Origin of the sequence: Chryseobacterium sp. 22532, assembly GCF_052044665.1 — a bacterium.
Lineage (GTDB): Bacteria > Bacteroidota > Bacteroidia > Flavobacteriales > Weeksellaceae > Chryseobacterium > Chryseobacterium lathyri.
The window spans coordinates 368,174-389,164 of the sequence record NZ_JBQENJ010000004.1 but is presented as its reverse complement, the minus strand read 5'-3'; the positions used below and the strand labels follow the sequence as shown (position 1 = coordinate 389,164).

Here is a 20,991-nt window from a genome sequence, read left to right as displayed (position 1 = left end):
ATTGGAAGTTGTGGTATTTATTTCAACTCGTCATAAGGTATAAAAAGCTATATTTACAAAAATTTGTTAAAAACGATAATTACATGAAGAAAACATTACTATTTAGCCTGTTTACATTGATGTCATTCAATGCCTATGCACAGGAAGACAACACAGATTATGAATTAAGAACCGATGAAAAATACGGTTATATCATTGATAAAGGTGGAAAGAAAATTGAAGGAATTGTAAGGCTGAACGGAGATGCCATGAGTCCGTGGAGCAATCAGAAAAAAGTAAAATTCGTGGCAGTGTCGGATATCGATAAGTCCAAGAAGAAACAAAAGTTCAAGACCCTCGATCCGGACGATATTAAAGAATATGTTGCTTTTGATGAGAATAACGATGAGAGGCATTTTGAAATGATCAAGTATACCAATACCAAAGAAGGCTTCAATACAGCCACCGGAGGTTTAAGCGGGAATATCAAAGCATTCAACAACCTTACAAAAAGTAATCAGTTTGCAGAAGTCGTGAAAGACGGTAAAATCAAAGTCTATAAATTATACGGCTACCCTACTACATTCTCTGCCGGCGGCCAGATCGCAGTAGCAGAAAAGGAAACAGAAAGAATGAGAAATTCCCCTTCTTACATTTATTCTAAGAAAGGAGGTAAGATCGAGGAACTGACTTTAGCCAAAGCCAAAATGATCATTGCAGACTGCAGCTATGCAAAAGGCAAGTTAACAAGCGGTTCTTATACTTCGCTTAAAAATGATGAAAAGAAACGATCCGGGTTAGGAAAACTGATCAAAAGCCAGATTGACGATGTGATGTCCAATGTCCCGCAAATTGTGGAAGAAGTGATCACGGATTACAACGAAAACTGTAAATAAAAACTAAGTACAGAGACTTTCCATTGAAAGTCTCTTTTTTGTTGCTGTAGATTTTTTGTAATTTTAGAAACCACCAAATAACTATCATATGAAAACAATGCTTATCGCAGCCATACTGTTGCTTGCTGTTTCGTGTAAAAATGACAAAGATAAGGCAGCTCATACGACATCTGTTTCCTCTGACAGCATGATTGTAAAAAAGGATTCACCCCAACAAAATACAGATAATCCTATAGCTGAAATCAAAAAGGAATATAGTATGCTTCTGGCACAACTGGAGACAAAAAAACTGAGGTCCAATGGTTTTACATACAATTGTAACGAAGAACCCTCAGGAAAGGTTACTTTCTTTTCCGACAAGGGTGAAATTAAGGTGATAGAGCATTTTTATACTGAGCACAGTCATTTTTCAGCATCTGAAAGATACTTTATTAAAAACGGAGAACCATTCTTCATATTCAGAGAAGAAACCGTGTGGAATTTTGATGGCGGAACTCCGGAAAAACCGATCACTAAAGATGATATTACAGAAACGCGTATTTATCTTCAGCATAATAAGCCGCTGAAATGCCTTGAAAAGAAATACAGCATAAGATCGGATAGCAAAGAAAAAAGTATTTCTGATCAGATATCCGGAAAAGAAATTCAGTGCAATACCGATGAACTGTTAAAAACCTATCAGTCCCTATTGAAACATAAAGATCAGAAAGGAGAAATAAAATGTCTGTAAACAAAAAGAGGCTTCACATAAGAAGCCTCTTTTTTATTTTAAATCTAAAATTACACTTTCATAATTTCAGCTTCCTTAGTCTTAAGATGCTCATCGCAAAGCTTCACATATTTGTCAGTAAAACCCTGGATTTCTTCCTCTACTCCTTTCACAACATCTTCAGAAACACCTTCAAGTTTTTTAAGTTCTTTCAACCCATCCTGTCTTGCATTTCTTACTGTTACTTTAGTACTTTCAGCTTCTACTTTAGCCTGCTTTGCAAGTTCTCTTCTTCTCTCCTCTGTTAAAGGCGGAACATTAAGAATAATATTTTCCCCGTTATTAGAAGGTGCAAAACCTAAGTTTGAATTGATGATCGCTTTCTCAATAGCACCAATAGCAGTTCTGTCCCAAGGCTGAATAGAAATCGTCATGGCATCCGGTACAGAAACATTCGCAACCTGGTTGATAGGAGTCGGAGCCCCATAATATTCTACCATTACATCCTGAACCATTGCCGTAGAAGCACGTCCTGCTCTAATTCTTTGAAATGCATGATCCAAGTGCTTTACAGCGGCGTCCATGTCGTGCTTTACAGATTCTAATATAAGATCTAATTCTTCCATTATATAGTTAAAATTTGATAAATTACACATTTTTATAAATGATGACTGATAAGTGATAATTGATCAGTAATGAGAAATTTTAAATTATTAAATCTTTTAATTTTTCAATTACTTTAATCTGCCACCTACAAATCAACTAAAGTTCCTACATTTTCTCCATCCACGATTTTCTCTAAATTCCCATCCTTATTCATATCAAATACGATAATCGGTAATTTATTTTCGTGACTTAAAGTGAAGGCAGTCATATCCATTACTTTAAGATTTTTAGCATATACCTCGTCGAAGGACAGTGAATTGTATTTTACAGCATCCGCATTCTTTTCAGGGTCCATATCATAGATTCCGTCTACTCTGGTTCCTTTTAAAATCACATCTGCCCCGATTTCGATAGCTCTCAAAGTCGCTGCCGTATCCGTTGTAAAATAAGGGTTTCCTGTTCCTGCCCCGAAGATCACTACTCTGCCCTTTTCAAGGTGTCTTACTGCTCTTCTTTTGATGAAAGGTTCAGCTACTTTATCCATTTCAATCGCAGACTGAAGTCTGGTTTTGATTCCTGCATCTTCCAGCGCTCCCTGAAGAGCCATCCCGTTGATCACCGTTGCCAGCATTCCCATATAATCTCCCTGTACCCTATCCATTCCTTTTGCAGCGCCTGCTACTCCTCGGAAAATGTTTCCTCCTCCAATAACGATCGCAACTTCGCAGCCTTTTTTCACTACTTTTTTGATCTCTGCTGCATATTCCTGCAGTCTTTCATTGTCTATACCATATTGTCTGTTCCCCATTAAGGCCTCACCACTCAATTTCAGAAGGATTCTTTTATATTTCATCTTTAATTTTTAATAAGCTTTACCGGAGTAATTTTCTCCGAAATTTAATTTTGCAAATATAATCATTAAAAATATTGAATAAAGAAAAATATTTACGCAGAAATAATGGCAGAAATATTTTGATAAGTACGAAAAAGGATTATTTTTGCATTAATTATAAATTGAATTGAAGAAAATTGTCATTTTTTCATTATTTCTGTCAGGAATTGTTTCTTATGCGCAAACAGGAACAAATGTTTATCCTTTCTTAAACATCCCTGTATCTGCCAGACAGGCTGCCTTAGGTGGCGATGCAATTTCCATCAGAGACTATGATGTTTCCTTTGCTATTGCAAATCCGGCCCTTTTAAATAAAGATTCAGACAAACAGCTTTCAGTGAATGCCGCAGCTTATCTTGCTGATTCAAAATATGGAACTGTTGCCTACGCCAGAGATTTTGATAATGGACATATGGCAACCATCAATGCCCGATACATGACCTACGGAAGCATTCCAAGAACCGATGAAAGCGGTGAACAAAACGGCGAGTTCAAAGCTTCAGACGTAGCAATAGGTGCAGGCTATGCTTATCAGTTCGAAGAAGACTGGACCATTGGCGGTGGCATTAATTTCATCACTTCAAAAATTGACAACTATACTTCTTCTGCGATCTCCGGAACCGCAGGAGTTACCTATCATAATAAAAAAAACAAAGAAGTTCTTTCCCTTGTGATGAGAAATTTTGGATTTCAGCTGAAATCCTTCAACGGAACCAGGGAAAACCTTCCGTTCAGGGTAGATCTCGGATATACCAGAATTCTTAAGGCTATTCCACTTGCCGTTACCATTACTGCACATGATCTTCAACAGTTTGATATTTCTTCGGAATATAACATGAACGGTCAGGAAGTAGGTTTCGGAAGAAAGCTGGCAGACCACTTTTCTATAGGAGCAGAACTTTTCCCAGAAAAAAGCTTCAATATAAGGCTTGGGTATAATGCGAAAAGAGGAAACGAACTTGCCGTGGCAGATCAGAGAAACTTTTCGGGGCTTTCGGGCGGATTTGGAATTAAATTACGAAGATTCCGCATAGATTATGCCCATATCCGTTATCATAACTCATCCAACGTGAACCAGATAGGCATCTCTATGGACCTTAGCAGCCACGCGGGAGAGTAATTTCAACACGAAAATTGACATAACAATGTAGATTTTTTTCTGTACAACCTTGATTTTTTAAAAAAATTCTTGAAATTTGCGGTATGAAAAAACCTGTAATAGCTATCGATGGGTACTCGTCTACCGGAAAAAGTTCAATCTCCAAAATCATTGCCGATAAACTGGATCTTATACATCTGGACACCGGTGCGCTTTACAGGGGGATTACATGGTTTGCCATACAGAACTGCATGAATGATGACGGCTCTATCGATCTTCAGAAATTATTCTCTTCCTTAGATCAGATCAAGCTTGAATTCAGAAACAGTGACAACGAACTGATTCTTTACCTGAATCATATTGATATTTCAAAACAGATCCGTACCACAGAAGTTTCCGATAATGTAAGTATTGTCGCAAAACAGAAAGAAATAAGAGACTTTCTTCTTCACTCACAGCGTTCATTGGCAGAAAAAGGAGGTATTATTATGGACGGACGTGACATAGGGACAGTAGTTCTGCCAAATGCGGACTATAAATTTTTTCTTACTGCCAGTATTGACGAAAGAACCAACAGGAGATATTTTGAGTTAGCAGGAATGGGAATACAGGCAGACAGAGAACAGGTAAAGCAAAACCTTACAGATCGTGACAAGATCGACAGCGAAAGGGAAATAGCGCCTTTAAGGCAAGCTGAAGATGCTATTGTTATTGACAATACGAAACTTACCAAAGAAGAAACAATAGATCTTATTCTCTCACATATCCATAAAATTTAACATTTTTTAATAATACAATGCCTCCTTTGGTATACAAATTGTACATTTTCACATAGAAAACTAATATTATTAACTATTAAAAAAGCTTAAAATGTCGAAAAACGGAAAAAATACAGCAGGTATATTGGCAGGACTTCTTGCAGGTGCTGCAGCAGGTGTAATCTTAGGAATGCTTTATGCGCCTGAAGAAGGTAAAGAAACAAGAAAAAAAATCAAAGATAAAGCAGGTGACCTAAAAGACCAGGCTAAAAACAAATATGGCGAAGTCTCTGAAAAAGTAAAAGATCAATACAGCAATATCTCTTCTACTTTCAAAGAAACAGCCAGCAGTGTAGCCCATACGGTAAAAGACGGATATGATAAATACAAAGATCAGATTGTTTCCAAAACTGCAGACGTAGTAAAGGATGTAGAAACGGAACTGAACGATCTTAAAAAATAAGTAGTTTATTTTTTGAGTAAATTATGGGAAGGAACTTTTTGCACGAAAGTTCCTTTTTTTGTAACTTTAAAAAAAAACAATGATAGAGACTATTAAAGAATATGCATCAAAGAGAATAGATCTTCTGAAAATTGAAGCTACTGAAAAATCCTCTCTTTCTGCAGGGCTCATTACCTACTTTGTAGTGCTGCTAGTTGCTTTTACTTTTTTTATTATCCTTTTTAATTTTGGAATGGCATTTCTTATCGGCAAGGCGCTGGATAATACTTCTTACGGTTTCCTGATCGTTGCCGGGTTTTATGTTGTGGTAATGGGATTTATCATTGCTTTTAAAAATAAGATTGTCAATATGGTGGCGGACCAGGTTATTAAATTTTTAAATCATTAAGCTATGGGCAGAAATTACGAAAGCATTGAAGAACTAAGAAGAAAGAAAAAACTGCTTAAAAGCGAGATCAATGATCTGGAAAACCTTCTTACCTTTAAAAACACAAAAGAAAGCCTGAGTGCATTCACCAATGGTCTTACAGATCAGTATCTGCAGGAAAAAGTAGATGATGACGGTGATGAAAAGGTTGTTCTAAGAAAAGATGTCATTGCCAGGCATCTAACTTCCGAAGTAAAAGATATGTTCATCAATAAACAAACAGCTGTAGGAATTGCAAGTACTGCATTAGGTGGTAATGTGACAGATAGCCTGATAAAACTGGGAATTACCGCTTTGGTTGGAAATTACGCCAAAAACAACATGAAAAGCCCTAACTGGAAGAAAAAACTTCTGGGTGCGGCTATGATTTATTTGGCTCCTATTGCCCTTAAATACGTCAGAAAGAAGCTGGAAGTATACCAAAAAAACAAGAGTGTTTCAAGTCTGGAACAGTTGATATAGAGAAACTAGAAGTTAGATATTAGAGGTTAGAAATTTTCATGAATAAGAAAATTTTCTCATTGTTAAATTGTTCTAAATTAATAGTGATATTTAGACTTCATCAGCTAATTTATAATATCTAACTTCTAGTTTCTTAATTTCTATTTAGAAAATAGTTGCCCTAAAATTATTCCCGCCGCCATAGAAACATTCAGGCTTTCTGTAGACTGGGATTTACCAAATCTTGGAATGGTAATGCACTTTTTAAGGAGTTTCTCCGTCTCGGGCCTCATACCGTTTCCTTCATTACCTAAAATAAGGTTGAGTTTTTCAGGTTTTTCAAAAGTATAGATATTTTCTCCTTCCATATCCGTACCGATATTGATATTCTCCGTTTTCGAAAGATATTCCACAAGATCAGTATACATAATATTTACCCGGGTGAAAGAGCCCATAGTGGCCTGAATCACTTTAGGGTTGTAAACATCCACAGTATCTTCACTGCAGATAATCTGTTCTATTCCGAACCAGTCTGCCAGCCGGATAATGGTTCCGAGATTGCCCGGATCCTGAATACCGTCCAGGACCAACTGAACATCCTTATCCTCCTTTTTTTCTTCTTCGGGCAGATAACAAACTGCTACAGAATCTTTAGGTGTTTTAAGGAAACTGATTTTTTTCAGCTCATTTTCAGTGATCTGGGTAACGGGTACATCTGTCCGGTCCAATTTTTGCGGATCGGTAGAAAATATTTCTTTAACTTTAAAATTAGATTCAGAAAGTTCACAAATGATTTTATTACCTTCAACCAAAAACAAATTGTATTTTTGTCTGAACTTCTTTTTATCTAAAGACTGTAAAATTTTTATTGTATGAGCTGTAAGCATTATAAGAATTCTCCTCAAAAATATTATAAAATTATCTCATTTGCAACATTTGTTGGTCTCCTTTATGCGTGCAGTACAACTAAAAAAGTTCCAGACGGCGAATATCTGCTTACCAGGAACAACTTTAAGTTTGAAGACAAGAAAGAATCTTTCGATGAGGAACTGAAAGATTATGTACAGCAGAAGCCCAATAAAAAGCAACTCCTTTTCATTCCGCTGGGTTTAGGATTTTACAATATGGCGAATCCTAAATATGATACTTTACTCAACGAATATATGACTTATCCCAGTGAAATGAGAAATCAAAAGCTGAGAGACTCTCTTTTCATTAAATATAATATGAAAAACAGTGTGGGAAAAACATTGTTTTTAGACCGTTTGCTTCATAGCTGGGGAACCCCGCCTGTAATCCTCGATCAGACGAGAAGTGAAAAAAGTGCTGAGTCTATTGAGAAAAGGCTTGTTTACAGAGGATTTTGGGATGCTGATGTCACTTTCAAGCATTCTATGGATTCTGCTTCCAAGAAGGCAGCCGTTAATTATTTCATCAAGCATAATGATCCCACCTATATTAAAGATTATTATTACAATATTACAGATCCCACTGTGAAAGGCCTTTACTGGCAGAAACTAGACAAGAGCCTGATAAGATCCGGACAGAGACTTGACCAGACCGTTCTTGAAAAAGAAGTAACGAGAATTACTGAGCTGATGCGGGAAAACGGTTACTATAGATTTAATAGTTCCAATGAAGAGATCTACTTCGTAGCAGATTCACTGAAAAGCAGGAAACAGGTTCCCCTTACCCTGGAGATCCATAAAGATTCTGCTGACCATCCTTATAAAGTGGCAACCATCGGGAATATTGACGTGGCCATTGTAAACGAAGCCGGCGATTTTCCGAAAAATACCATTAAGGACAGTTTAAGGAGGATAAGGTTCCATAAAATGGACGAAAGCTATAAAACATCTTCTTTATGGAGAGCCGTGATTGTAGACAGTAAGAAAGTGTATGACCAGAAAGCTTTGGATCTTACAAAAAGAAACTTCATCGCGATGAATAACTTCAGTATTCTGAAGGCAAGAGATTCTTTAAGAAGAGGTGGTGGTACTTCACCGAATGACAGCATTGTTGATGTTCTGTATCTCTTGAAACCGCTTCCTAAATATGAGCTTAAAGTGGGAACAGATATTAATTATTCTCAGATTCTGAACCTTGGGATATCCCCTTCTGTAGACCTTACCACAAGGAATGTTTTCAGAGGTGCAGAAAACCTTTCTACAAGCATTTCAGGAACATTCGGATCAATAAGAAGTACAAAAGATATTGATAAGAGAGATCTTGCTTACGAAATTTCAGCGCAGGCTTCTCTTAATTTTCCAAGACTTCTGCTTCCATTCAATTATTATAAGCTTCTTCCCAAAAGATATACCCCAACCTCTTCTATCCTGTTGGGAGCTTCAGTACAAAACAATATCGGCTTAGGAAGAGTGAACTTCAATACGGGATTGAATTACCAGGCAAACGTCAATGACCAGGTGTCACACAGGCTTACCCTTTTCAATACGCAAATTAGTCTTACGAAGAATAAGGATGCTTATTATGACTATTTCAGTAATGATGAAATTATAAAAGACGATATACTTGCGAGTTATTTTGCCTATGACCCGATTACCCAACAAAAATTCCTTTCAGGTGAACTCAGCCTTGACAATGTTTCCAGGCAGATTGTTCAAGATACAAACTATCAGGGAGCGCTTGACCAGAAGGGGCAGGATCTTCTTACAGCCTTCAAAGGAACCCTTGTGAATAAAGACAGACAGACCCAGGATGTGATTATTTCTTCCATGATCTATAATTTTGTTTATAATGAGATTGGTAAAAAAGATTATCCCAATGCCTTCTATTTTAACGGAAAAATAGAGCTTGCAGGTAATATTTTAAGCTTATTCAATCAGAAAAGAGATGACGGGGGCGTTGTGGTAAGTCCGCAGAGAACAATCTTCGGAATTCCCTATGCTCAGTTTGTTAAATTTGATATTGATACTAGAAAATATTTCAAATTCAATGGCAATCAAACGTTGGTTTTACGTCAGTTCATAGGAGTGGGTGTTCCTTACGGAAACTCTACCGATATGCCTGTTATTAAGTCTTATTTCAATGGTGGATCCAATGATATCAGAGCATGGGTAGCATTTGGAGGACTAGGTCCATCCGACTCACAGGTCGACGAAAGAGTCCGCACCTATATGACGAATAATGTAAAGCTAACCACGAATATAGAATACAGAATCCCTTTTAATGAAATGTATGAAGGTGCCATATTTACTGATATAGGAAACACCTGGAGTATTAGAAAGCCTGGTACAGACAGCAGTTATGGTGATGAATTCAAATTCAATAAGTTTTTAGGACAAATGGGAATCGGCAGTGGATTTGGTTTAAGGGTAAATGTAGCCTACATTACTTTCAGACTTGATCTTGCCTATAAGATTTATGATCCGAATAAACCTGAAGGAGACCGATGGAGATTCAAGAATTTCCAGCCTTTCAAACCAACATTGAATATCGCGTTCGGGTATCCTTTCTAATCCGGAGAAATTCCCAATATGAAGTAGACTACAGCAATCACTCTGGCGAGTATTTCCCTGAACTGATTCCTGTAGTAACTTTCCGGTTTGCTGACATCCTGCGCATCAAAACCCAAGGCATTCATAGTGTTATTCCTTGCAAAAAATAAGGCACGGAGATTATGGAAGCCTTGTGATACAATGATCACATCTTTCTTTTTGTAAACATCTTTACAGCGCAGAATACTTTTATAGGTATTGAATCCTTTCGGATCTTCTATGATGATGTCTCCCGGAACTCCTTCTTGATTGACCAAGTAATTTTTCATAGCAGCAGGCTCGTTATAGCCTTTACTTTTTTCTCCGCTTACAATAATCTTTTTAATCTTACCATGATGATAAAGAAGTGCTGCAGCATCCATTCTTTTCGTAAAATAAGGATTAGATTGGCCAGATCTCATCTTTGGAGAAGTTCCCAGTACCAGGGCAACTTCCCGTGGCGGAATTTTAGAAATCTTGGTATAGGTACGCCCATTGGTAAGTCCGAAAACCCATGCATTACAAAGACATATCAGCAGAATTCCTATTTCTGCTGATACAAACCCCAAGTTAAATATGTTCCTGATAACTCTCAACTAAGGTCAAAGTTAAGCTTTATTTTCTTACTTTTTACAATGGACATGCATGCCAGTATTTTGCCTTGTGCTTCTTCTTTTTCAGTCAGATATTCATTTTCAAGCAGCTCCACCTCTCCTTCTTCAAGATAGCATTCGCAGCTTCCGCATATTCCGGATTTGCATGAATAAGGAACCGGAAAATTCTGGATCAGAAGCTGTTGAAGAATCTTCTCTCTGTTATCAGGAAGATGGGTTGCATATTCTTTTCCAAGCATTTTAAACTTAACTTCCACATTTTCGATCAGCGGAAATTCTTTTTCTACAGGATAAATGTCATCATTATATTCTTCAAAAAGTTCAAAATGAATATTCTTTTTCGGAATTCCGTGGTGATAGCAGGCATTCGCAAGCGATTTTATCATCTCTCCTTTTCCGCATATCAATACTTCATCTACCGCATCCCAGATTGTAGATTCCTCATCCGTATCATCCAGATGAAGAATTTGATTAATAATCAAACTCAATTTCTTTTCGTCCAGCCTTCCGTAGAAAAACTGGTCCGCCGTTTTTTCCTTTGAAAAAAAGTAAAAAATCTGAAGTCTTTCACCGTGCATTCTGGCAAGATTATCCAATTGCTCTCTGTAAATAACTTCTTCAGAGCTTTTATTTCCAAAAAATAAAAAAAGCCTGGTGCGCGGTTCCTTATGAAGGATATTCTTAAAATGACTCAGGATCGGGGTAATCCCTATTCCGGCTGCAAAAGCAACAATGGTCCGGAATTCGCTTGGTTTGGAGACCAGTGTAAACCTACCGGAAGGCTCTCCTACCATCAGCTCATCTCCAACATTATAATTTCTGAACAACTCCGAAGTGGCTCCATCAGAAGAATTCACCTTGATTCCAAGGCATATTTTTTTCTCATAAGGCGCTGAAGTCATTGAATAATCGTTGATGACTTCCTCACCGTGAGCAATAAATTTTATGCTTACAAATTGTCCCGCTTCAAACTTGAAATTCTCCTTCAAATTCCCTGGAATCTCGAATTCCAGAGAAAAAGTATTTTTGGTCAGTTGTTCCTTTTTCGCTACTTTTAACGGATGAAACTGTATCAGTTTCCCTTTATAGATTTGTTGTTCCATACTTCAATTCAAAAATAGTCAAAAAATAATTTATGAAGAAGATAATTTTATCCACGCTTATTCTTACGGCTCTTTACAGCTGCAAAAAAGAAGGTCAGAAAACCGTTGAAACCACTGTGAAAGATTCAGTTTCCGTTGCAGACAATACAGCTTCTGAAACAACAGCTTATACATCTAAGGAACTTTCTCCGGATAATCTGGGAAAATATTTAGCTCAGAAGAATGACACTTTATACGTTACCAATTTTTTTGCAACATGGTGCGGACCGTGTATGAGAGAAATCCCTCATTTTAAGAACAAAATGGAGGAATTAAAAGATAAGCCGGTAAAGTTTACTTTTATCAACCTTGATGATAAGTCTGAATGGAATACTTCTGTGAAAAAATTTGCACAGGAAAATAACCTTGCAGCAAATATCATTCTTTTGGATGGTCAGAAGCTGGACGCGAATTTTTTCACAAATAATTTTAAACAATGGGACGGCGGCTCAATTCCCTTTACTTATTTGAGAAAAGGAGATAAAGTTGACGAATATTTAGGAATGATGACCGAAGAAGTATTAAATTCCAAGGTTGATGCTCTTTTAAAATAAAACATCCAGATTCTTTCTGATCATGTCAAAAAAATTCAAAATCCTGTGTTTACTGCTGACGGCTGCTATTATTCTTACTGCAGTGATCAACCTGAACACAGGGTTTTTAAATTTAAACTTTCAGGATTTCTTTCAGGATTCTGCCCAAAGCCAGATCGCCGAGATTCGTATCAACCGGGTACTGGTGATGCTTCTGGCGGGAATATCAATTCCAACATCCGGTTTTCTGATGCAGGAATATTTTCAAAATCCTCTGGCCGGTCCGGATATTTTAGGAATTACGTCTGTAGCCAGCTTATCCGTAGCTTTTTATATTTTCTTCTCCCACGATTTTCTAATCCCGGAATTTCTGCAGAACAGTTTCCTCAGTCTTTCAGCCATTGTAGGAAGCCTTGTATTGATGCTGGTTTTACTATCCATGTCGAATAAGTTTCAGGATAAATCTTATCTCATTATATTCGGTTTCCTTATTTCGGCATTTGCCGGCGCTGTCGTTTCTTTATTACAGTTCTATGCAGAAAATCAAAGTCTGAAAAACTATATTTTATGGTCTTTCGGAGCTAATAATATGGTAACCAGAAACCAAATTTATGTATTATCAATTTTAGTTTTTATAGGCGTGTTTTTCTGTTTTAAAACAATAAAGCCATTGATCGGAAATTCATTGGGAACATCGTATGCTCAGAGCTTAGGAGTCAATCTTAATCAGTTGAAGATCCTTATTATTGCAGCCTCTTCCCTGCTTTCAGCTTCTATTACGGCATTTCTGGGACCTATTTTATTTATCGGAATTATTGTTCCGCATTTTTGCAGACTGATCTATAACCCTTCCAAATTATGGCAGCAATGGATCCTGAATATGTTTCTCGGAATGCTGATCATGCTGGTATTTTCTATTACAGCAGAAAAAACCCAGATTCCCATGAATGTGATAAGCTCTGTATTTGGGATACCGGTGATTTTGCTGATGCTTTTGAAACAGAATAAAATTTAAAAGTCAATAAGTCAATGGTAAATTGTGAATTTAATCAAGCAGATTTAAAATAGTATTTTTGTAAACAATGCATCTGGGCAATTAATCAATATCCAATGTTCCTACAAATCAAACAAGCTAATATAGGCTACGATAAAACTTTAATTTCAAATGCTTATGCAGATTTGAAACTGGGTGATGTGTGTCTTTTGATTGGTAATAACGGTGTAGGAAAAACAACGCTTATCAAATCCATTTTAAATCAGATCTCTCTTTTAGGCGGAGAAATTTTAATTAATCATAAAAATATAAAAGACCTTTCCGTTAAAGAAACTGCGGAAAATATTGCTGTTGTTTTCTCAAAATCAAATGTTCCGCAACATCATACTGTTGAAGACCTTATTTCATTAGGAAAATACATCTATTACCCTTTTTATTTCGAGCTTAAAAAAGAAGACAGGGAGGAAATTTCCCATATCATAGACGAATTGGATCTTGCTCAATACAGACACACTCTTCTTAAAAACCTTTCGGATGGTAATTTGCAGAAAGCATTTATAGGCCGGGCTATCGCTCAGAATTCTCCTGTTGTTATTCTTGATGAGCCGACAACCCATCTTGATGAAAAAAATAAGCTCATCATCTTAAAAACCCTTCGCAGACTGGCCAAGGAGCAGCATAAAATCATATTATTCTCTTCCCACGACTGGCGACTGGCCAAGGAATTTGCAGACAAAATATGGTATGTAAAGGATAATCAGCTTTTTTCCGGACTTGTAGAAGATGTACTGCTTCAGCATGATGAACTTACCAATGTTTCATTGTTTCAGGTGAATGAGAATTTTGTTCCGCCTTCTATTAATGCACCGCAGGTTCACAAGGAAATGCTTTATTCTTTACTGCAGAAAAACTTCGAAAAAGACCTTTCTGCCCTGCATTTTGAATATAAGAACGGTTTTTGGGGAATTCTCACCGACACTTCCAATCAACAATACGAATCCTTTGAAGAAATAGTTGATTTCATTAAAAACATTCACTAATACAGCATTTCTGTTACGTATTTCATATACTATGCATGCATAGTATTATGCTAATCATACAATTTAATCCATTTACTATCAGTTAATTAACAAAATTTAACGTTAATAAATACTATGCATGCATAATATTTACTAAATTTGGGTAACACCATTAGTGGATAGAATGATGGATAATAATAAAGAAAAAATAGAAAACGTAGATTTAGTTTTAAAGCAGACCTGGTTGGCTGTTTCAAAAATGTACACAGAACTTGCCCAAGAGCATGATTCTACTGCTGTACAGGCCCTCACTCTTCTTAAAATTGACCCCAAGGAAGGCACCAGAAGTACCAATTTAGGTCCTAAAATGGCTATTGAACCCACCTCTTTGACCAGAATCATTAAGCTTCTGGAAGACAACGGATATATCTATAAGGAAAAGACGACTGCCGATAAAAGGGAGGTGATCATTAAACTTACGGATAAAGGTCTGAATTCAAGGAATATGTCCAAAGAAGTGGTCGTCAATTTTAACAAAAAAGTGATGGAAAAGATTGCTCCTGAGAAAATTGAAACCTTCAAGGAAGTGATGTCCGAAATCATGAAAATTGCAAACGAATTATTAAATAACAGAAAATAAATTATAATGAAAAGAAGAATCAAACATGTAACGGTTCTTGGTTCAGGAATTATGGGCAGCGGTATTGCGGCACATTTCGCCAACATTGGTGTGGAAGTGTCTCTTTTGGATATCGTTCCTTTTGAACTGACGGAAGCTGAACAAAAAAAAGGTTTGACCAAAGATGACAAGGTGGTAAGAAACAGAATTGCTTCTGAAAACTTTGAAAAACTGAAAAAAGCAAGTCCTGCCCTTCTCTATTCTCCAAAATTTGCAGATAGAATTAAAGTAGGTAACTTCGATGATGATCTTAAAAACATCAAGAATACAGACTGGATCATTGAGGTAGTCGTTGAAAAGCTTGACATTAAGAAATCTGTTTATGAAAAAATTGAACAGTTCAGAAAGCCGGGAACATTAATTTCTTCTAATACATCGGGAATTCCTATCCATTTCTTAACGGAAGGAAGAAGCGATGATTTCAAAAAATATTTTGCGGGAACACACTTCTTCAACCCGGTAAGGTACCTTCCTCTTTTAGAGATTATACCAACAAATGATACAGATCCGGAAATTGTAGATTTCTACATGACTTATGGAGCTAAATTCTTAGGAAAAACTACCGTTTTAGCTAAAGATACTCCAGCGTTTATCGCCAACAGGATCGGAGTTTTCTCGATGATGGATCTTCTTCACAATGTACAGAAATTAGGATTGACGGTTTCTGAAGTTGATAAATTAACAGGTCCTGTCATCGGACGTCCAAAATCTGCAACATTCAGAACAGCTGATGTGGTAGGTCTTGACACCTTGGTAATGGTAGCTAACGGCGTTCGTCAGAGCGGTGCTGAAGCCAATAATTTCAATGATGTTTTTGCCCTTCCTAATTATATCCAGAAAATGATGGATAATAAATGGCTGGGTTCTAAAACGGAACAGGGATTCTACAAAAAAGTGAAAAATGCAGAAGGAAAATCTGAGATCCACGGATTAAACCTTGATACATTAGAATACGAGCTTCAGGGAAAATCTTCTTTCCCTACTTTAGAATTAACTAAAAATATAGACAAGCCAATTGACAGATTCAAAGTTTTAATTGATGGAAAAGATAAGGCCGGCGAATTATATAGAAAATCTTTAGGTGCCCTGTTCGCTTACGTTTCTCATAAAGTTCCGGAAATCTCTGATGAAATCTATAAGATTGATGATGCCATGAGAGCTGGTTTCGGCTGGGAAAACGGCCCGTTTGAAATCTGGGATGCCGTAGGTGTTCAGAAAGGTATAGAATTAGCAAAAGACGCAGGCTATGAAGTTTCCGATTGGGTTAAAAATGTAGAAACTTTCTATAAAGTTAATGATGAAGGTCAAAGCATCTTCGTGGATAAAAACTCAGGAGAATACAACAAAATTCCTGGGCAGGATGCCTTTATTATCTTAGACAATATCAGAAAGAACAAAACACTTTGGAGCAACTCAGGAGCTGCTATCGAATATCTTGGTGATGGTATCATCAACTTTGAGATCCGCTCAAAAATGAACTCTCTTGGAGGCGAAGTTCTTGACGGACTAAACAGAGCTATTGATTTAGCAGAAAAAGAATACGATGGATTGGTTGTTGGAAACCAGGGAACAAACTTTTCTGTAGGAGCCAACCTTGCTATGATCCTGATGATGGCTATCGAACAGGACTGGGATGATCTGAATATGGCTATCGCCTATTTCCAGAAATCGATGATGAGAGTACGCTACTCCTCTATTCCTGTAGTGGTTGCCCCTCACGGAATGACGCTTGGTGGCGGTTGCGAAATGACTATGCATGCAGACAGAGTGGTTGCGGCAGCAGAAACTTATATCGGATTGGTAGAAACCGGAGTTGGAGTAATTCCTGGTGGTGGTGGTACTAAAGAACTTACCTTGAGAACTTCCAGAGAATTCCACAGCGATGACGTTAAAAACAACAGGCTTCGTGAAGCATTCATGAATATCGCAATGGGTAAAGTAGCTACTTCTGCTTATGAAGCCTATGATATGGGAATTCTTGAAAAAGGAAAAGATATTGTATCCGTAAGCAAAAACAGACAGATTGCTGAAGCTAAAAAGGTTGCAAAACTATTGGCAGAGCAAGGATATACACAGCCTATCGAACAGAAAGTAAAAGTTTTGGGTAAAGATGCTTTGGGAATGTTCTACGTTGGAACTGATCAAATGTTAACAGGAAATTTCATTTCTGCACACGACAAAAAAATTGCTGACAAACTGGCCAACGTTATGGTCGGAGGAAATCTTTCCGAACCAACTGTCGTAACTGAACAATATCTATTGAATCTTGAAAGAGAAACATTCCTTCAGCTTTGTGGTGAAAGAAAAACACTGGAGAGAATTCAGTACATGCTGCAGAATGGAAAACCGTTGAGAAACTAATTTTTCTGTAAAATGTAAAAAGTATTAACGTAAAAAGTATTTTTAACATGCATGATTTCAGACAGCTTGAAGTTTGGAAAAAATCAATTCAACTTTGTAAAACGTATTATTTCTTTTCAAAGGAATTTCCAAAAGATGAATTATTTGGACTTACTTCCCAATCAAGAAGATGTTTATATTCCATTCCTTCTAACATAGCGGAAGGCGCGGGAAGAGATACCAAGCCTCAATTTTCACATTTTCTGAATATTGCATTGGGTTCTTCATTTGAATTTGAAACTCAAATTATAATTGCAAAAGAATGTGAGTTTCTTCCGGAAGACAGATTTCAAAAAACACTTACTGAAATACAGTATATACAAAATATGATTATTAAACTGAAACAAGTTTATTCAAGTTAACACTTTAAAATACATTGTACATTATACATTAATACATTATACAATTTATGAAACAAGCATATATAGTAAAGGGTTTCAGAACTGCCGTAGGAAAAGCTCCAAAAGGAAGTTTAAGATTTACAAGACCCGACGTGATGGCCGCTACAGTTATTGAAAAATTAATGGCTGAGCTACCACAATTAGATAAAAACAGAATTGACGACCTTATCGTAGGAAACGCAATGCCGGAAGCAGAACAGGGTTTAAACGTTGCCCGTTTAATTTCTTTAATGGGATTAAATACCGATAAGGTTCCGGGAGTTACTGTCAACAGATACTGTGCATCAGGAAGTGAAGCTATCGCTATTGCTTCGGCAAAGATCCAGGCAGGAATGGCAGACTGTATCATCGCAGGAGGTACAGAATCTATGTCTTACATCCCGATGGGAGGTTACAAGCCGGTTCCGGAAACGGATATTGCCAAAACGAACCCTGATTATTACTGGGGAATGGGCTATACTGCTGAAGAAGTAGCTAAGCAATATAATATTACAAGAGAAGAACAAGATCAGTTCGCATTTGAATCCCATATGAAAGCTTTGAAAGCTAATGCAGAAGGAAAATTTGCCAATCAGATCGTTTCAATTCCTGTAGAATATAATTTCCTGGATGAAAACCAGAAAATGCAGTCTAAAAAGTTTGATTTCTCTGTAGACGAAGGACCAAGAAAAGATACTTCTCTGGAAGGTTTGGCTAAATTAAGACCTGTATTCGCGAACGGAGGAAGTGTAACAGCCGGAAATTCATCCCAGATGAGTGACGGAGCTGCTTTCGTAATGGTTATGAGCGAAGAAATGGTAAAAGAATTAGGTCTTGAGCCGGAAGCAAGATTAGTGGCTTATGCTGCAGCAGGTCTTGAGCCTAGAATCATGGGTATGGGACCGATTTATGCGATTCCAAAAGCTTTAAAACAAGCCGGTCTTGAATTAAAAGATATTGAATTAATTGAATTGAACGAAGCATTTGCATCACAGTCTGTAGCGATCAAAAAGGAATTAGGTCTAAACCCTGATATCCTGAATGTCAACGGAGGTGCTATCGCTCTTGGCCACCCCCTTGGATGTACCGGAACAAAACTGACCGTTCAGCTTCTTGATGAAATGAGAAGACGCGGCAACAAGTACGGAATGGTTTCTATGTGCGTGGGTACAGGACAGGGAGCAGCAAGTATTTTCGAACTTCTTTAATTAATTATAGATTTTAAATTATAAATTTTAGATGAAATGAGTTTCAAAGAAGACAATTTGATTCAGATAAAAACTTTTGACTTTGCTTTAAGAATAATTAAATTTTATACTCAATGTAAATCTCAGAATGAATTCATTTTATCTAAACAAATTCTTCGCTGTGGAACTTCAATTGGCGCAAATGTGGAAGAAGCAATTGCTGCACAATCTAAAAAAGATTTTATCTCAAAACTTTCTATAGCCAACAAAGAAGCACGAGAAACAAAGTATTGGCTAAGACTTTATCAATCTTCAAATTTAGTTCAAATTGAAATAGACTCTTATTTGAAAGAAATTGAAAGTATTATTAATATTTTGACCAAAATCATCAAAACTTCATCCGAAAATTTATAACAGAGAATCAATAATTTAAAATTTATAATCTAAAATTTAAAATCATAAAATAATGAGTAATACACTTAATAAAACACTGAAGGGAGGTGAATTCCTCATCAAGGAAATTCCTGCAAATGATATTTTCACTCTTGAAGAACTTTCAGAGGAACAAAAAATGCTTCGTGATTCTGCGAAAGAATTTATCGACAGAGAAGTAATTCCTCAAAAAGAAAGATTTGAGAAAAAAGATTATGCTTTAACTGAGGAAAAAATGCGTCAGTTGGGCGAAATGGGACTTCTAGGAGTTGCTGTTCCTGAGGAATACGGTGGTCTTGGAATGGGATTCGTGAATACTATGCTGGCATGTGATTACTGCTCAGGAGCAAATGGTTCATTAGCTACAGCTTATGGAGCTCACACGGGCATCGGAACCCTTCCTATCCTATTGTATGGTACAGAAGAGCAAAAGAAAAAATACCTTCCGGATCTGGCAACAGGTACAAAATTCGGAGCATACTGTCTGACTGAGCCTGATGCTGGTTCTGATGCTAATTCAGGAAAAACAAGAGCAAAACTTTCCGAAGACGGGAAACATTATATCATCAACGGGCAAAAAATGTGGATTTCCAATGCAGGTTTTGCAGAAATCTTTATTGTCTTTGCTAAAATTGATGATGACAAAAACATCACCGGTTTCATCGTAGAAAAAGAAGGAACCGAAGGGCTTTCTTTCGGTGAAGAAGAGCATAAACTGGGAATTCGTTCATCTTCTACAAGACAGGTTTTCTTTAATGATATGAAAGTTCCTGTTGAAAATCTTTTAGGTGAAAGAAACAACGGTTTCAAAATCGCTCTGAATGCTTTGAATGTCGGAAGAATTAAGCTGGCAGCTGCCAACCTTGACGGACAGAGAAGAATCTTAAACCACTCTCTTCAATATTCTAACGAAAGAAAACAGTTTGGAGTTTCTATCTCCACTTTTGGAGCGATCAGAAAGAAACTGGCAGAAATGGCAACTGGAATTTTCGTTGCTGAAGCTGGTTCTTACAGAGCGGCAAAAGATGTTGAAGATAAAATCAACGAATTGGTTGCTGGTGGAATGAACCATCAGCAGGCTGAATTAAAAGGAGTTGAGGAATTTGCTGTGGAAGCTTCTATTCTGAAAGTTTTCGTTTCAGATTTAACACAGCATACTGCCGATGAAGGAATCCAGGTGTACGGAGGAATGGGATTCTCTGAAGATATGCCGATGGAAGCAGCCTGGAGAGATTCAAGAATTGCAAGAATCTATGAGGGTACCAACGAGATCAACCGTCTTTTAGCAGTTGGAATGTTGATTAAAAAAGCAATGAAAGGAGAATTGGATCTGCTTTCTCCTGCAATGGCGATCAGCAAAGAACTGATGGGAATTCCTTCATTTGATGTTCCAGATTACTCAGCATTTATGGCTGAAGAAAAAGCGATTATCGCTAACCTTAAGAAAGTATTTCTTATGGTTTCCGGAGCGGCTCTTCAGAAATACATGATGGATATTGAAAAACAACAGCATTTATTACTGAATGCTTCTGAAATCCTTAATCAACTTTATATGGCAGAATCTGCTATTTTAAGAGCTGAGAAACATTTCTCTGCTGATTCTGTAGAAGCAGCAATGGCACAGCTTAACCTTTACAAAGCTGTTGAAAAGATCATCGCAGCGGCTAAAGAAGGAATTGTTTCTTTCGCGGAAGGTGATGAACAGAGAATGATGCTTTCAGGTCTGAGAAGGTTCACGAAATATACCAATCATCCGAATATAGTGGCTTTAACTGAAAAAGTTGCCGCACACTATATCGGTAAAGGAGCTTATTAGTCTTTTATAACATAAATTTTGATTGAAG

22 protein-coding genes are annotated in these 20,991 nt (G+C 37.0%); 17 read left to right on the top strand and 5 right to left on the bottom strand.

Annotated elements, in window-relative coordinates; genetic code table 11:
• The first annotated feature begins 83 nt into the window (after window positions 1–83).
• Complete coding sequence (locus ACTJIV_RS13100; RefSeq protein WP_440627970.1) at window positions 84–875, top strand: hypothetical protein; 792 nt, start codon at window positions 84–86, stop codon at window positions 873–875.
• Window positions 876–963: 88 nt separating this feature from the next.
• Window positions 964–1,605 carry a hypothetical protein gene (locus tag ACTJIV_RS13095; RefSeq protein ID WP_440627968.1) on the top strand — a complete coding sequence of 214 codons (642 nt, stop codon included), beginning with the start codon at window positions 964–966 and terminating at the stop codon, window positions 1,603–1,605.
• A gap of 50 nt (window positions 1,606–1,655) precedes the next feature.
• On the opposite strand, the gene frr is transcribed toward ACTJIV_RS13095, so the two are convergent.
• Both frr and pyrH read right to left on the bottom strand, forming a co-directional pair.
• A complete protein-coding gene (frr, locus tag ACTJIV_RS13090; RefSeq protein ID WP_111953204.1) occupies window positions 1,656–2,210 on the bottom strand; it encodes a ribosome recycling factor in 555 nt (184 codons plus the stop codon).
• A 125-nt stretch (window positions 2,211–2,335) separates the two neighbouring features.
• On the bottom strand, window positions 2,336–3,043 hold the full coding sequence (pyrH, locus tag ACTJIV_RS13085; RefSeq protein WP_111953202.1) for a UMP kinase: 708 nt from the start codon (window positions 3,041–3,043) through the stop codon (window positions 2,336–2,338).
• A 166-nt stretch (window positions 3,044–3,209) separates the two neighbouring features.
• On the opposite strand from pyrH, the gene porQ reads away from it, so the two are divergent.
• The 5 genes from porQ (at window position 3,210) to ACTJIV_RS13060 (ending at window position 6,291) form a co-directional block, all read left to right on the top strand.
• Window positions 3,210–4,202, top strand: a complete 993-nt coding sequence (gene porQ / locus ACTJIV_RS13080) for a type IX secretion system protein PorQ (RefSeq protein ID WP_440627966.1) — start codon at window positions 3,210–3,212, stop codon at window positions 4,200–4,202.
• An 83-nt stretch (window positions 4,203–4,285) separates the two neighbouring features.
• Window positions 4,286–4,960, top strand: coding sequence for a (d)CMP kinase (cmk, locus tag ACTJIV_RS13075; RefSeq protein WP_440627964.1), 675 nt, complete (start codon window positions 4,286–4,288; stop codon window positions 4,958–4,960).
• A 91-nt stretch (window positions 4,961–5,051) separates the two neighbouring features.
• Window positions 5,052–5,402 carry a YtxH domain-containing protein gene (locus ACTJIV_RS13070; RefSeq protein WP_040999207.1) on the top strand — a complete coding sequence of 117 codons (351 nt, stop codon included), beginning with the start codon at window positions 5,052–5,054 and terminating at the stop codon, window positions 5,400–5,402.
• Window positions 5,403–5,481: 79 nt separating this feature from the next.
• Window positions 5,482–5,790 (top strand): phage holin family protein, encoded by a 309-nt coding sequence (locus tag ACTJIV_RS13065; protein ID WP_111953196.1) that lies wholly within the window; start codon window positions 5,482–5,484, stop codon window positions 5,788–5,790.
• A 3-nt stretch (window positions 5,791–5,793) separates the two neighbouring features.
• Complete coding sequence (locus tag ACTJIV_RS13060; protein ID WP_223559622.1) at window positions 5,794–6,291, top strand: phosphoribosyl-ATP pyrophosphatase; 498 nt, start codon at window positions 5,794–5,796, stop codon at window positions 6,289–6,291.
• A 140-nt stretch (window positions 6,292–6,431) separates the two neighbouring features.
• On the opposite strand, the gene ACTJIV_RS13055 is transcribed toward ACTJIV_RS13060, so the two are convergent.
• Window positions 6,432–7,157 (bottom strand): TrmH family RNA methyltransferase, encoded by a 726-nt coding sequence (locus ACTJIV_RS13055; protein ID WP_111953192.1) that lies wholly within the window; start codon window positions 7,155–7,157, stop codon window positions 6,432–6,434.
• Here ACTJIV_RS13055 and tamL point away from each other — a divergent pair.
• Entirely contained in the window at window positions 7,143–9,749 is a 2,607-nt protein-coding gene (gene tamL, locus ACTJIV_RS13050; RefSeq protein WP_111953190.1) for a translocation and assembly module lipoprotein TamL, read from the top strand. The genes ACTJIV_RS13055 and tamL overlap by 15 nt on opposite strands.
• Here tamL and ACTJIV_RS13045 read toward each other — a convergent pair.
• Together ACTJIV_RS13045 and ACTJIV_RS13040 are read right to left on the bottom strand one after the other, a co-directional pair.
• A complete protein-coding gene (locus ACTJIV_RS13045) occupies window positions 9,746–10,336 on the bottom strand; it encodes a SanA/YdcF family protein (protein WP_223559625.1) in 591 nt (196 codons plus the stop codon). The genes tamL and ACTJIV_RS13045 overlap by 4 nt on opposite strands.
• A 23-nt stretch (window positions 10,337–10,359) precedes the next feature.
• Entirely contained in the window at window positions 10,360–11,484 is a 1,125-nt protein-coding gene (locus ACTJIV_RS13040) for a ferredoxin--NADP reductase (protein WP_111953186.1), read from the bottom strand.
• 32 nt (window positions 11,485–11,516) lie between these two features.
• Between ACTJIV_RS13040 and ACTJIV_RS13035 the strand changes: the two genes are divergently transcribed.
• From ACTJIV_RS13035 to ACTJIV_RS12995, 9 genes are all read left to right on the top strand, one after another.
• Window positions 11,517–12,077 (top strand): TlpA family protein disulfide reductase, encoded by a 561-nt coding sequence (locus ACTJIV_RS13035; protein WP_111953184.1) that lies wholly within the window; start codon window positions 11,517–11,519, stop codon window positions 12,075–12,077.
• Window positions 12,078–12,099: 22 nt separating this feature from the next.
• Window positions 12,100–13,071 carry an iron ABC transporter permease gene (locus ACTJIV_RS13030; protein ID WP_111953182.1) on the top strand — a complete coding sequence of 324 codons (972 nt, stop codon included), beginning with the start codon at window positions 12,100–12,102 and terminating at the stop codon, window positions 13,069–13,071.
• A 95-nt stretch (window positions 13,072–13,166) separates the two neighbouring features.
• Entirely contained in the window at window positions 13,167–14,090 is a 924-nt protein-coding gene (locus ACTJIV_RS13025; protein WP_440627959.1) for an ABC transporter ATP-binding protein, read from the top strand.
• A gap of 166 nt (window positions 14,091–14,256) precedes the next feature.
• Window positions 14,257–14,709, top strand: coding sequence for a MarR family winged helix-turn-helix transcriptional regulator (locus ACTJIV_RS13020; RefSeq protein ID WP_034727924.1), 453 nt, complete (start codon window positions 14,257–14,259; stop codon window positions 14,707–14,709).
• Window positions 14,710–14,715: 6 nt separating this feature from the next.
• A complete protein-coding gene (locus ACTJIV_RS13015; RefSeq protein WP_440627958.1) occupies window positions 14,716–17,109 on the top strand; it encodes a 3-hydroxyacyl-CoA dehydrogenase/enoyl-CoA hydratase family protein in 2,394 nt (797 codons plus the stop codon).
• A gap of 47 nt (window positions 17,110–17,156) precedes the next feature.
• A complete protein-coding gene (locus ACTJIV_RS13010; RefSeq protein ID WP_223559629.1) occupies window positions 17,157–17,510 on the top strand; it encodes a four helix bundle protein in 354 nt (117 codons plus the stop codon).
• A 47-nt stretch (window positions 17,511–17,557) separates the two neighbouring features.
• Window positions 17,558–18,736: a thiolase family protein gene (locus ACTJIV_RS13005; protein WP_223559630.1), complete on the top strand. Its 1,179-nt coding sequence runs from the start codon at window positions 17,558–17,560 to the stop codon at window positions 18,734–18,736.
• Window positions 18,737–18,772: 36 nt separating this feature from the next.
• Window positions 18,773–19,129: a four helix bundle protein gene (locus ACTJIV_RS13000; protein ID WP_111953172.1), complete on the top strand. Its 357-nt coding sequence runs from the start codon at window positions 18,773–18,775 to the stop codon at window positions 19,127–19,129.
• Between the two features lie 52 nt (window positions 19,130–19,181).
• Window positions 19,182–20,963, top strand: coding sequence for an acyl-CoA dehydrogenase family protein (locus ACTJIV_RS12995; protein WP_440627955.1), 1,782 nt, complete (start codon window positions 19,182–19,184; stop codon window positions 20,961–20,963).
• The last annotated feature ends 28 nt before the right edge of the window (window positions 20,964–20,991 follow it).